Origin of the sequence: Streptomyces sp. NPDC005931 (assembly GCF_042871235.1) — a bacterium.
Classification (GTDB): domain Bacteria; phylum Actinomycetota; class Actinomycetes; order Streptomycetales; family Streptomycetaceae; genus Streptomyces.
The window spans coordinates 810083-821870 of record NZ_JBIAIG010000002.1 but is presented as its reverse complement, the minus strand read 5'-3'; the positions used below and the strand labels follow the sequence as shown (position 1 = coordinate 821870).

Genomic DNA, 11788 nt, shown 5'->3' with positions numbered 1-11788 from the left:
AGCACGCCGCCAGCGTTCGTCCTGAGCCAGGATCAAACTCTCCGTGAATGCTTGCCGGTGATCCGGCGAAACACATCACGAGAGCGGAACAGTCGGGCGGAATAGGCCCGACCGTTCACAGCGTCCTCGCTGTGTTTTTTCAAAGGAACCTCGTCCCAGCTGATGCCGGAGACGGGGTATCAACATATCTGGCGTTGACTTTTGGCACGCTGTTGAGTTCTCAAGGAACGGACGCTTCCTTCGTACTCACCCTCTCGGGCTTTCCTCCGGGCGCTTCCCTTCGGTCTTGCGTTTCCGACTCTATCAGATCCTTTTCTCGACCTGACCCCCAGTCAGCGGGGTTTGTCTTCCCGGCCGCTGGGCCGTTCCGACGAGTGAGACTTTAGCGGATTCCCGGCTCCCGAGCTAATCGGGGGCCTGCGCCCTTTCGGGCGCGGATTCCTCATTCCGCTCATACGCATACCAATACACGGCGCCAGGCAGAAGACATACGACTGCCGTCGAGTAGAGGTGGTACTAGCGGAGTGGCTGTCCGGGGACCGACCGGAGTCGGCGCTCACGTCGGACAACTCGGAGAACACTACGGATGCCCCCGGGACGTGTCAACTCGCGTCCTCACCCCTCCCGTGCGGCGTACTCTTGTCCGCATGACGACGCGTACGTACCGCCAGTTCTGGTGGGCCGCCTGACGGCGGCCGTCCTTACGTATGCACTCACGGCCGCCGCCTCGGCGGCCGTTCTTGTTTCTCCCTTCAGAGCTCCGAGGGGCGGCCGGCCGGGGGCGGGCGGCCTCGACCGGGAGAGGGAGACGAGATGACACGGGTGTTCAGCGGAGTCAAGCCGACCGGGCATCTGACGCTGGGGAACTATCTGGGGGCCATGCGGCAGTGGGCCGCGGTGGACCAGCACCGGGCGGACGCGCTGTTCTGCATCGTCGATCTGCACGCGCTGACCGTGCACCACGATCCGGCGCGGGTGCGCAGGCTCAGTCGGCAGGCGGCGACCCTGCTGCTGGCGGCGGGGCTCGACCCGGCGCTGTGCACGGTGTTCGTGCAGAGCCATGTGGACGAGCACGCGCGGCTGTCGTACCTGCTGGAGTGCGTGGCCACCGACGGCGAGATGCGGCGGATGATCCAGTACAAGGAGAAGGCCGCACTCGAGTCTCGTCGGGGCGGGAGCGTGCGGCTGTCGCTGCTGACGTATCCGGTGCTGATGGCCGCGGACATCCTGGCGTACGGAGCCCACGAAGTGCCGGTCGGGGACGACCAGGCCCAGCACGTGGAGCTGACCCGGGACCTGGCGGTGCGGTTCAACCAGCGCTACGGGCACACCTTCGTGGTGCCGCGGGCCACGCATCCGACGGTGGCGGCGCGGGTGATGAACCTCCAGGAACCGGCGTCGAAGATGGGCAAGAGCGACGACACCGGGCCGGGGATCGTCTACCTCCTGGACGAGCCCGACGTGGTACGCAGGAAGGTCATGCGGGCGGTGACCGACAGCGGGCGGGAGGTCCTGTACGACCGGGAGTCCAGTCCGGGGCCGGCGAACCTGCTGGAGATCCTCGCGGCGTGCTCGGGTGGGAACCCCGCGGAGCTGGCCGGTCGGTACGACTCGTACGGCACTCTGAAGAAGGACACCGCGGAGGCCGTGGTGGAAGTCCTCGGACCCGTGCAACAGAGGCACAAGGAGCTGTGCGCGGATCCGGGCTACGTGGAGGGCGTGCTGCGGGACGGTGCGGCGCGGGCACGGGGCATGGCCCGGCCGACCGTGGAGGCGGCCTATCGGGCGATCGGGTTGCTGCCTACGGGGTCCGACGGCGGGTGACCGCCCCCGGGCGGAGCCACAGCAATCATCACTGTCAGTCCTTGGTGCCGGAGGCCAGTTCGCGGCTGCGGTCGCGGGCGGCCTCCAGGGCGGCGATGAGCGCGGCCCGTACGCCGTGGTTCTCGAGTTCCCGGATGGCACTGATGGTGGTTCCGGCGGGGGAGGTCACGTTCTCGCGCAGCTTCACGGGGTGTTCGCCGCTGTCGCGGAGCATGGTGGCGGCGCCGATCGCGGACTGGACGATCAGGTCGTGGGCCTTGTCGCGGGGCAGACCGAGCAGGATGCCGGCGTCGGTCATGGCTTCGACCAGGTAGAAGATGTACGCCGGGCCGGAGCCGGAGAGGGCGGTGCAGGCGTCCTGCTGGGACTCGGGGACACGCAGCGTCTTGCCGACGGCGCCGAAGATCTCCTCGGCGTGGGCGAGGTGCTCGGCGGTGGCGTGGCTGCCGGCGGAGATGACGGACATGGCCTCGTCGACGAGGGCGGGGGTGTTCGTCATGACGCGGACCACGGGGGTGCCCGGGGCCAGGCGGTCCTCGAAGAAGGAGGTGGGGATGCCGGCGGCGCCGCTGATGACCAGGCGGTCGGCGGGGACGTGGGGGGCGAGTTCGTCGAGGAGGCTTCCCATGTCCTGCGGCTTGACCGTGAGGATCAAGGTGTCGGCGGTCTTGGCGGCCTCCTGGTTGGAGACCGCGGTGACTCCGTAGCGGGTGCGGAGTTCGTCGGCTCGCTCCTGGCGGCGGGCGGTGACCAGGAGGTCGGCGGGGGCCCAGCCGGCTCGGATCATTCCGCTGAGCAGGGCTTCGCCGATCTTTCCGGTGCCGAGGACTGCGACTTTCTGCGTCATGGCTGCGGGTGCCCTCCGGGGTGTGCGTCGTCCTGGTTCATCCTCGCACCCGGGGGCTCGGAGGCGGGGGCGTGTCCGGTGGGCGGGACGGTGACGCAGGTCGTTGCCGCGTCGTCCTGTCCCACCGTCCGCACGCCGTCCGCACGCCGGCTCGCGTCATGCCGTCCTGCGTCACACCGTCCTGCTTCATGCCGTCCTGCGTCATGCCGTCCTGCGTCGCAGGGTCGCCGCGCCGAGGCCGAGGACCAGCAGGGCGCAGCCGGCGACGATCAGGATGTCGCGAACGAAGGCGGTGGTCATGTCGGTGTGCCGGAGGACCTCGTTCATCGCGTCGACGGCGTAGGACATGGGGAGGACGTCGGAGATGGCCTCCAGGACCGGGTGCATCCTGTCGCGCGGGGTGAAGAGGCCGCAGAGGAGGAGCTGGGGGAAGATCACCGCCGGCATGAACTGGACCGCCTGGAACTCGGATGCCGCGAAGGCCGAGACGAAGAGGCCGAGGGCTGTGCCGAGGAGCGCGTCGAGCAGCGCCACCAGGAGCAGCAGCCAGGGGCTGCCCGTGACGTCGAGGCCCAGGAACCAGAGGGCGAGGCCGGTGGCCAGGGCGGACTGGATGATCGCGACGGCACCGAAGGCGAGGGCGTACCCGGCGATGAGGTCGCCCCTGCCGAGGGGCATGGCGAGGAGGCGTTCGAGGGTGCCGGAGGTGCGTTCGCGCAGGGTGGCGATGGAGGTCACCAGGAACATCGTGATCATCGGGAAGATGCCGAGGAGCGATGCGCCGATGTTGTCGAAGGTGCGCGGGCTGCCGTCGAAGACGTAACGCAGCAGGAACAGCATCAGGCAGGGGACGAGCAGCATCAGCGCGATGGTGCGCGGGTCGTGGCGCAGCTGGCGCAGCACCCGGGCCGCGGTGGCGGTGGTGCGGGAGAGGTTGAGGGGGCTGGTCGGCGCGGGGGCGAGGGTCGGCGCGGGGCTGGTGCTCATCGGGTGGTCTCCCTCGTGCGGGCGGCTGCGACGGCCGCGTCCACCAGGTGCAGGAAGGCGGCCTCGACGGTCTCGGCGCCGGTGCGGTCGCGGAGGGCGTCGGGAGTGTCGTCGGCGAGGATCTCGCCCTCACGCATGAGGAGCAGGCGGTGGCAGCGCTCGGCCTCGTCCATGACGTGGGAGGAGATCAGCAGGGTCGCGCCACGGTCGGCGGCGATGGTGTGGAAGAGCTGCCAGAGGTCGCGGCGCAGGACGGGGTCCAGGCCGACCGTGGGCTCGTCCAGCACCAGCAGTTCGGGGGCGCCGAGGAGGGCGACGGCCAGGGAGACGCGGCTGCGCTGGCCGCCGGAGAGGTTGCCGGCCAGGGCGTCGGCGTGGGTGGTGAGGTCCACGTCGGCGATGGCTCGGGTGACGTTCGCGTGGCGGCGGTCGGCCTCCGCGTGTCCGGGGTCGAGGATCGCGGCGAAGTAGTCGAGGTTCTGGCGGACGGTGAGGTCGTCGTAGACCGACGGGGCCTGGGTGACGTAGCCGATGCGGGTGCGCAGGTGGGGGTGTCCGGCTGGCCGGCCGAGGACCTCCAGTGTGCCGGTGACCTTGGCCTGCGTCCCCACGATGGCCCGCATCAGCGTCGTCTTGCCGCAGCCGGAGGGGCCGAGGAGGCCGGTGATCTGTCCGGGCGGCACGGCGAAGTCCAGGTCGCGCAGGACGGTGCGGGGGCCTCGGACGACGCTGAGGTTCCGGCCGCGGATGGCCGGGGGGTCGTCGGCTGCGGGGGTGGGGCTGTGGGCGGGGGGCGGGGTTCCGGTGTCGGTCCCGGGCAGCGGGTGGGGTTGCTCGGACGGATAATTCATCATGTGATGAATAGTCCTCCTGGGGGTGGCGTGCGTCAAGCGGAACGTGGGCAGCGCGGAGCGGGCCGCCGTGGGGTTCACGGGGCCTGAGGCGCTGAAAGGGGGGCCCTGTCCGAAGGGGGCTGTATCTGAGGGGGCTGTATCTGAGGGGGCTGGGACCTGGTTCGGGCCGGCCTGGTTACGGGGTGGTGTCGACGCGGGAGCGGGTGTTGTTGCCCGTGCCGGCGTCGGTGTCGATACCGGGGGTTGTCGAAGCCGCGAGCGGTTTCGATGCCGGGTCGGCCGGTCAGGAGCGGCGGCGCTTCTTCGGGTTGCCGGAGCGCCGGGAGGTGCGCTTCTCGTGCTGGGCGCGGGCCGCTTCGTACTCCTGGCGGTGGAGCTTTTCGCCCGGGGCCTCGGTCAATGTACGGAAGAAGTACGCGAGGAGGGTGCCGACGAAGCCGATGGCCAGGAGGCCGCGGAGGGATGCCTGGCGCTCGGGGTCGGGGCGGCGGGTGAAGCTTCCCCAGGTGTGGCCGAAGGCGAGCGCGCTGCAGATCGCGAACATCACGACCATGAGGCCCGTGACGAAACCGCCGACGGCGGCGATCTGGAGGCCCTGGTAGGCGACGCGCAGCACGAGGCAGGCGGCGGCGGCCGCGGCGAGCGAGCCGGCGGCGACGCCGATGCGGCGGGCGGTGTAGCCGCTGTCGTGGTCGACCCAGGTCGTGCCGAAGAACCGGATGGGCTCGGGCCGGGGGCCCGCGGATTCCAGGGAGCCCGCGGTGCTGTCCGGGGTGCCGTTCTCTGCGCTCACGCATCGATTATGGCGCCGGATGCTCCACGGGCTCCGGGTGGGTTCAGCCGCAGCGGGGGGCGACGTATCCGTCGCTGCCGGTCTGCACGAAGGCGTCCGCGACGTACTCGCCACTGTCGATGTTGTCCCAGATGTTCGACGTGCCGTACGGGCCCGTGACCCACGTTCCCGGCGTCTGGCAGAAGATGGGGACCTTCGCGCCCTCGGGCAGGACCCGCACGATGCCGTAGCCGGTGCCCGGGCCGCTGCGCACGTTCAGGCGGACGCCCGGGGCGACCGAGTAGTAGCGCAGGGCCGTCGTGGTGACGGACTCCGCCGCGTTGGTGCCCGCTGTCTCTTCGACACGGTCGACGGACATGGAAAACCTCCCCCGTTGTGCACCCCACGCCTGTCATGGGGTGCCGTTGATGCCCCGAGAACGCGCCACGCACACCTGCGCGTCTGTGCAACACGGACGCTAGCAAGCCGCCTCGGTCCCGAACGAGTCATCGACTAGGCTCCGTGCGTCGCGCACGCGGACGTAGAGCACGGGGGTGGTCCCATGGCGCCACAGCGGAATGCCGGAGCGAGCGCGGAAGCGGAACTTCCGGAATATGCCGGTCACTACCGTCTCGAGTCGCGTCTCGGCTCCGGTGGGATGGGTGTGGTGCACCTGGCCCGCAGCGCGTCCGGGATGAAGCTCGCGGTGAAGGTGGTGCACGCCGAATTCGCCCGTGATCCCGAGTTCAGGGGCCGCTTCCGGCAGGAGGTGGCGGCGGCGCGCAGAGTGAGCGGTGCCTTCACGGCGCCGGTCGTCGACGCCGACCCGGAGACCGAACGACCGTGGATGGCCACGTTGTTCATCGCCGGACCAACCCTTGCCGAGCATGTGAAGCGGAATGGCCCCATGGACTCGACCCAGTTGCGTCGGCTGATGGCCGGACTCGCCGAGGCGCTGCGCGACATCCATCGGGTCGGAGTCGTTCACCGCGATCTGAAACCCAGCAACGTGCTCCTCGCCGACGACGGGCCGAAGGTCATCGACTTCGGCATATCCCGGCCAACGGACAGTGAACTGCGCACGGAAACCGGCAAGTTGATCGGTACGCCGCCCTTCATGGCACCCGAGCAGTTCCGCCGCCCGCGTGAGGTGGGACCTGCCGCCGACGTCTTCGCGCTCGGCTCGGTCCTCGTGCACGCGGCGACGGGGCGCGGGCCGTTCGACTCCGACAGTCCGTACGTCGTCGCCTACCAAGTGGTGCACGACGAGCCCGACCTGACCGGTGTCCCGGACGGCCTCGCTCCCCTGGTCCAGCGCTGTCTGGCCAAGGAGCCGGAAGAACGGCCCTCGCCCGACGAGTTGATGCGGGAGCTGCGGGCCGCCGCGGCCATCTACGACACCCAGGCGTTCGTACCGGCACAGCGCACGCGGACCGACGACCGACCGGAGCCCGAGGCCGAACCCGGGACGGGAGTCGAAACCGGACCGGAGCCCGAAGCGGAGCCGGAGCGCGATGCGGAACACGGGGCCGACCAGGAGCGCGGGGCCGACCAGGAAGACGAGGCCGACCAGGAGCGCGGGAAGGCGCCCCGCACCGTGGGGACCGCCGACGAGCGCCGCGCGCGGAGGCCGGGCAGGCGGGCGATGTTCGGTGCCGGCGCCCTCGCGCTCGCCCTGGTCGGCACGCTCGTCGCGGTGCAGTGGTCCGGCGTCGAGGATCCGGCGCCCGACAACACCGTGTCGCACACCACGCCGGCCGGTTTCGCGCCGTGGGCGACGGCGCCCACGGCCGCCTTCGGTTCCGTGCACTGCTCGCACGCGGCCGGGCGGCTCCTGTGTACGCGGCCCGGACGGGTCTTCGCCCTGGATCCGGACAACGGCCGTCTGCTGTGGGAGCACCACGTGGCGCGGACGGCCCTGAGCGGTCCGCCCGTCGTGTCGGGGAGCCTCGTTCAGCCCTCGCTCGTACAGAGCCGTGGCCTGGAGGCCCTCGATCCCGCGTCGGGAAGTCCGGTGTGGCGGCGGGACGTCGCCGAGTACCGCAGCATCGCGCACGCCGGAGACACGCTGCTTCTCACGGGGACCGACGGCACGATCACCGGCGTGGACGGCGCCTCCGGGGACACGGCCTGGAGTCATGCCGTACCGGGGCACCGGACGCCGTCGTTCGCGTCGTTCCCGGGGGACCCGCTGGCGTACGCGGCGAGCACGTCCGGCGACAGTTCGAGCACTCTGGTCACGGCGATCGATCCGGCGACGGGCGAGGTCGCCTGGGACGCCCGGCTGCCAGGAGCACTGACCCCGGTCGGTACGGCGGACGGATCCCTGGTGCTGATCTCGGTCGACGCGGTCTACCGGGAGGCGCGGGCCGTGGTCCGCTACACGCCGGACACCCGAAGGACCCGGAGCGTGCCGCTGCCCGTCCGGCTGGCGCAGCCTCACGGCGCCGTGCGCGGGGGCGTCGCCTATCTCACCGGGACGGGCGGAAGGCTCGTGGCCGTCGACATGGGGGCGCTGCGGCTGCGGTGGAGCCTGGAGACCGGCATCACCCGCGGATCCGCCCCCGTGGCCGACGATCGGCACGTCTACCTCACCGCGCCGGACGGGCGGCTGCTCGCCGTGGACGCGCGGGTGGGGCGGCTGGTGGGGCAGACGGCTCCGCGGATGGCGGCGGCCGGTGACCGGGTCGCCGCCACGCTTCCGCGGCCGGTGCTCGTGGGCGGCCGGGTCTACGGTTCCGCGCCCGACGGGAGCGTCTTCGGTGTGGACGGGAGTGATCCGGAGGGCTGGTGAGGCGACCCGGGGGGCCTGCATCGCCCCGTCCCGTCGGATCGGCCGGCCCCGGGACCCGGGCAGGGCCGCCCCGGTTCTCGGGAGCGGCCCCGTGCGAGTGGGACGCGGGTGGGTGCGTCAGCCCAGCTTGGTGACGTCGCGGACGGCGCCCTTGTCCGCGCTGGTCGCCATCGCCGCGTAGGCCCTGAGCGCCGCGGAGACCTTGCGGTCGCGGTTCTTCGGGGCGTACCGGCCGTTCAGGGCCTGTTCGCGGCGGGACAGTTCCGCGTCGTCGACCAGCAGCTCGACCGAGCGGCCGGGGATGTCGATGCGGATCCGGTCGCCGTCCTGGACCAGGGCGATCGTGCCGCCCGAGGCCGCCTCGGGGGAGGCGTGGCCGATGGAGAGGCCGGAGGTGCCGCCGGAGAAGCGGCCGTCGGTGATCAGGGCGCACGCCTTGCCGAGGCCGCGGCTCTTCAGGTACGAGGTCGGGTAGAGCATCTCCTGCATGCCGGGGCCGCCCTTGGGGCCCTCGTAGCGGATGACGACGACATCGCCCTCCTTGACCTGCTTGGTGAGGATCTTCTCGACGGCCTCCTCCTGCGACTCGCAGACGACCGCCGGGCCCTCGAAGGTCCAGATCGACTCGTCGACGCCGGCCGTCTTGACCACGCAGCCGTCCACGGCGAGGTTGCCGCGCAGCACCGCGAGGCCGCCGTCCTTGGAGTAGGCGTGCTCGGCGGAGCGGATGCAGCCGCCCTCGGCGTCCTCGTCCAGGGTGTCCCAGCGTTCGGACTGGGAGAATGCCTCGGCGGACCGGACGCAGCCGGGGGCCGCGTGCCAGAGTTCCACCGCGTCGGGGGAGGGCGATCCGCCGCGAATGTCCCATGTCTTCAGCCAGTCGGCCAGCGTCGGGCTGTGGACCGAGTGGACGTCCTCGTTGAGCAGCCCCGCGCGGTGCAGCTCGCCCAGCAGGGCCGGGATGCCGCCCGCGCGGTGCACGTCCTCCATGTAGTACGTGCGGGTCTTGGCCACGTTGGGCGCGACCTTCGCCAGGCAGGGCACGCGGCGGGAGAGGGCGTCGATCTCGGTGAGCCCGAAGGGGACCTCCGCCTCCTGGGCGGCGGCGAGCAGGTGCAGGATCGTGTTGGTCGAGCCGCCCATGGCGATGTCCAGGGCCATGGCGTTCTCGAACGCGGCGACCGTGGCGATGCTGCGGGGCAGGACGGTGTCGTCGTCCTGCTCGTAGTAGCGGCGGGTCAGGTCCATGACCGTGTGGGCCGCGCGGACGTACAGGTCCTTGCGGGCGGTGTGGGTCGCCAGGACCGAGCCGTTGCCGGGGAGGGAGAGGCCGATGGCCTCGGTCAGGCAGTTCATCGAGTTGGCGGTGAACATGCCGGAGCAGGAGCCGCAGGTCGGGCAGGCGTTCTCCTCGATGCGGAGCACGTCCGCGTCGGAGACCTTGTCGTTGGCCGCCTCCACCATCGCGTCGATCAGGTCGAGCGTGCGGACCGTGCCGTCGACCAGCGTGGCACGGCCGGCCTCCATGGGGCCGCCGGAGACGAAGACCGTCGGGATGTTCAGGCGCAGGGCGGCGTTGAGCATGCCCGGGGTGATCTTGTCGCAGTTGGAGATGCAGATCAGGGCGTCCGCGCGGTGGGCCTCGACCATGTACTCCACGCTGTCCGCGATCAGGTCGCGGGAGGGGAGGCTGTACAGCATGCCGCCGTGGCCCATGGCGATGCCGTCGTCGACGGCGATCGTGTTGAACTCGCGCGGGATGCCGCCGGCCGCCACGACCGCCTCGCTGACGATCCGGCCGACGGGGGCGAGGTGGGTGTGGCCGGGGACGAACTCGGTGAAGCTGTTGGCGACGGCGATGATCGGCTTGCGGCCGATGTCCGCGCTCGGTACACCGGAGGCGCGCATCAGGGCGCGGGCGCCCGCCATGTTGCGGCCGTGGGTGACTGTGCGGGACCTCAGCTCGGGCATCGTCGCTCGCTCCTTCAGACCTTCGAGGGTGCCGGCCAGAGAGTTCTGACTGAGGTCGAGCGTACGCCGGTGCTCCAGAGGGCGGGACGAGGTGTCCGCCATGCGGGACGCGTGTCTCAGTTCCCGTACGGGTTCACCTGCCGGTGAGATGCCCCTGCACCACCGGCGCCACCCGCGTGATGATCTGCTCCGCGTCGGCCGAGGCCAGCGGTTCCACCTTGATCACGTACCGGATCATCGCGACGCCGACCAGCTGGGCGGCCGCCAGTTCGGCACGCAGTTCCCCGTCCGGCAGGCCGAGCTGGACGGCGATGCGGCGCAGCAGCTGGGTGGCGACCAGGCGGCGGAAGACGGCGGCGGCCGTCTCGTTGTTGACGGCGGAGCGGACGATCGCGAGCATCGGGGTCCGGGTCACCGGGTTCTCCCAGAGCCCGAAGAACATGCGGGCCAGCCGCTCGCCCACGTCCTCGACCGGGCCCTCGATCATCGCGTCCCGGGCCCTGAGCACGGGCGCGAGGGCGACCTCGACGGCCGCCTCGAAGACCTGTTCCTTGGTGCCGAAGTAGTGGTGCACCAGCGCCGAGTCGACCCCGGCCGCCTTGGCGATGCCGCGCACGGACGTCTTGTCGTAGCCGCGCTCGGAGAACTCCTCGCGGGCCGCGTGCAGGATGCGGTCGCGGGTGCCGGCGGATTCGGTGCGCCGGGGCCGGCCGCGGCGCCGCGCGGTGCCGTTGCCGGGGCCCGGGCCGGGGGGGTCGCCCGCGGGTGCGCCGCCCGGGCCGGCCGTGCCGTCGCCGCGCGCGGAGGTGCCGCCGGGTGCGGCGGCTCCGGTCATCGTCGGTCCACCTTCAGCCGGGAGTTCGGCGCGGGCGCCGAGGCCAGGTGCCGCCGGGTGAAGGCCAGCGCCTCGGCGAGGTCCGCCTCGCGCTCCGCGGCGGACATCGCCCGGCGGGTGTTGACCTCGATGACGACATGGCCGTCGAAGCCGTTCAGCGCGAGCCGCTGGAGCACCTCGGCGCAGGGCTGGGTGCCGCGCCCGGGCACGAGGTGCTCGTCCTTGGCGGAGCCCCGGCCGTCGGCGAGGTGCACGTGACCGAGCCGGTCGCCCATGCGGTCGAGCATGTCCAGGGCGTCGGCGCGGGCGGTGGCGGCGTGGCTGAGATCGATCGTGAAGTGGCGGTAGTCGTCGTTGGTGACGTCCCAGTCGGGTGCGTAGGCGAGCATCTCGCGGTCGCGGTAGCGCCAGGGGTACATGTTCTCGACGGCGAAGCGCACGTCCGTCTCGTTCGCCATCCGCCAGATTCCGTCCACGAAGTCGCGGGCGTACTGCCGCTGCCAGCGGAAGGGGGGATGGACGACGACCGTGCCGGCGCCGAGCTTCTCCGCGGCGGCCCGGGCCCGCTGGAGCTTGGTCCACGGGTCGGTGGACCACACGCGCTGCGTGATGAGCAGACAGGGCGCGTGCACGGCGAGGACGGGGATGCGGTGGTAGTCGCTGAGCCGGCGCAGCGCCTCGATGTCCTGGCTGACCGGGTCGGTCCACACCATGACCTCGACACCGTCGTAGCCGAGGCGCGCGGCTGTCTCGAAGGCCGTCGCCGTCGACTCCGGATAGACGGAGGCCGTCGACAGAGCGACCTTCGCATCCGGGATGCGCACCGCTGGTTCTGCCACGAGGGACAGGGTACGGGGTGTGTTCGACGCGCGGGCCGGGGACGGCGGGCTTCGGCCAGGGGGGT

Annotated in this window: 10 protein-coding genes; 2 read left to right on the top strand and 8 right to left on the bottom strand. The window is 71.4% G+C overall.

The features are described 5' to 3' along the window. Nucleotides 1-813 precede the first annotated feature (813 nt). Nucleotides 814-1824 carry a tryptophan--tRNA ligase gene (gene trpS, locus ACFYOV_RS07700; protein WP_389084022.1) on the top strand — a complete coding sequence of 337 codons (1011 nt, stop codon included), beginning with the start codon at nt 814-816 and terminating at the stop codon, nt 1822-1824. A 34-nt stretch (nt 1825-1858) separates the two neighbouring features. Here the strand turns inward: trpS and proC are convergent, their stop codons facing one another. The 5 genes from proC to ACFYOV_RS07675 all read right to left on the bottom strand — a co-directional run bounded on the left by proC (nt 1859) and on the right by ACFYOV_RS07675 (nt 5663). After that, nucleotides 1859-2671 (bottom strand): pyrroline-5-carboxylate reductase, encoded by an 813-nt coding sequence (gene proC / locus ACFYOV_RS07695; protein ID WP_389084019.1) that lies wholly within the window; start codon nt 2669-2671, stop codon nt 1859-1861. A gap of 201 nt (nt 2672-2872) precedes the next feature. After that, nucleotides 2873-3658: an ABC transporter permease gene (locus ACFYOV_RS07690; protein ID WP_389084017.1), complete on the bottom strand. Its 786-nt coding sequence runs from the start codon at nt 3656-3658 to the stop codon at nt 2873-2875. Then, on the bottom strand, nt 3655-4512 hold the full coding sequence (locus ACFYOV_RS07685) for an ABC transporter ATP-binding protein (protein ID WP_389084014.1): 858 nt from the start codon (nt 4510-4512) through the stop codon (nt 3655-3657). Before ACFYOV_RS07685 ends, ACFYOV_RS07690 begins: the two co-directional genes overlap by 4 nt. Before the next feature lie 283 nt (nt 4513-4795). Then, the gene (locus tag ACFYOV_RS07680) at nt 4796-5305 is read right to left on the bottom strand and encodes an EamA/RhaT family transporter (protein ID WP_389084012.1); all 510 of its coding nucleotides are present in this window, start codon (nt 5303-5305) and stop codon (nt 4796-4798) included. 43 nt (nt 5306-5348) lie between these two features. After that, nucleotides 5349-5663: an SH3 domain-containing protein gene (locus tag ACFYOV_RS07675; RefSeq protein WP_389084009.1), complete on the bottom strand. Its 315-nt coding sequence runs from the start codon at nt 5661-5663 to the stop codon at nt 5349-5351. Between the two features lie 183 nt (nt 5664-5846). On the opposite strand from ACFYOV_RS07675, the gene ACFYOV_RS07670 reads away from it, so the two are divergent. Continuing rightward, nucleotides 5847-8078: a PQQ-binding-like beta-propeller repeat protein gene (locus ACFYOV_RS07670; protein WP_389084007.1), complete on the top strand. Its 2232-nt coding sequence runs from the start codon at nt 5847-5849 to the stop codon at nt 8076-8078. Between the two features lie 117 nt (nt 8079-8195). On the opposite strand, the gene ilvD is transcribed toward ACFYOV_RS07670, so the two are convergent. From ilvD to ACFYOV_RS07655, 3 genes are all read right to left on the bottom strand, one after another. Continuing rightward, the gene (gene ilvD / locus ACFYOV_RS07665) at nt 8196-10049 is read right to left on the bottom strand and encodes a dihydroxy-acid dehydratase (protein WP_389084004.1); all 1854 of its coding nucleotides are present in this window, start codon (nt 10047-10049) and stop codon (nt 8196-8198) included. A gap of 133 nt (nt 10050-10182) precedes the next feature. Further along, nucleotides 10183-10884 carry a TetR family transcriptional regulator gene (locus tag ACFYOV_RS07660; RefSeq protein WP_389084002.1) on the bottom strand — a complete coding sequence of 234 codons (702 nt, stop codon included), beginning with the start codon at nt 10882-10884 and terminating at the stop codon, nt 10183-10185. Next, nucleotides 10881-11723 (bottom strand): sugar phosphate isomerase/epimerase family protein, encoded by an 843-nt coding sequence (locus ACFYOV_RS07655; RefSeq protein ID WP_389083999.1) that lies wholly within the window; start codon nt 11721-11723, stop codon nt 10881-10883. The genes ACFYOV_RS07660 and ACFYOV_RS07655 overlap by 4 nt, the downstream gene beginning before the upstream one ends. Between the last annotated feature and the right edge of the window lie 65 nt (nt 11724-11788).

Bases quoted from the DNA above. Each gene is read 5' to 3' on its own strand.
- trpS (WP_389084022.1), top strand. From the start codon at position 814: ATGACACGGGTGTTCAGCGGAGTCAAGCCGACCGGGCATCTGACGCTG.
- proC (WP_389084019.1), bottom strand. From the start codon at position 2,671: ATGACGCAGAAAGTCGCAGTCCTCGGCACCGGAAAGATCGGCGAAGCC.
- ACFYOV_RS07690 (WP_389084017.1), bottom strand. From the start codon at position 3,658: ATGAGCACCAGCCCCGCGCCGACCCTCGCCCCCGCGCCGACCAGCCCC.
- ACFYOV_RS07685 (WP_389084014.1), bottom strand. From the start codon at position 4,512: ATGATGAATTATCCGTCCGAGCAACCCCACCCGCTGCCCGGGACCGAC.
- ACFYOV_RS07675 (WP_389084009.1), bottom strand. From the start codon at position 5,663: ATGTCCGTCGACCGTGTCGAAGAGACAGCGGGCACCAACGCGGCGGAG.
- ACFYOV_RS07670 (WP_389084007.1), top strand. From the start codon at position 5,847: ATGGCGCCACAGCGGAATGCCGGAGCGAGCGCGGAAGCGGAACTTCCG.
- ilvD (WP_389084004.1), bottom strand. From the start codon at position 10,049: ATGCCCGAGCTGAGGTCCCGCACAGTCACCCACGGCCGCAACATGGCG.
- ACFYOV_RS07660 (WP_389084002.1), bottom strand. From the start codon at position 10,884: ATGACCGGAGCCGCCGCACCCGGCGGCACCTCCGCGCGCGGCGACGGC.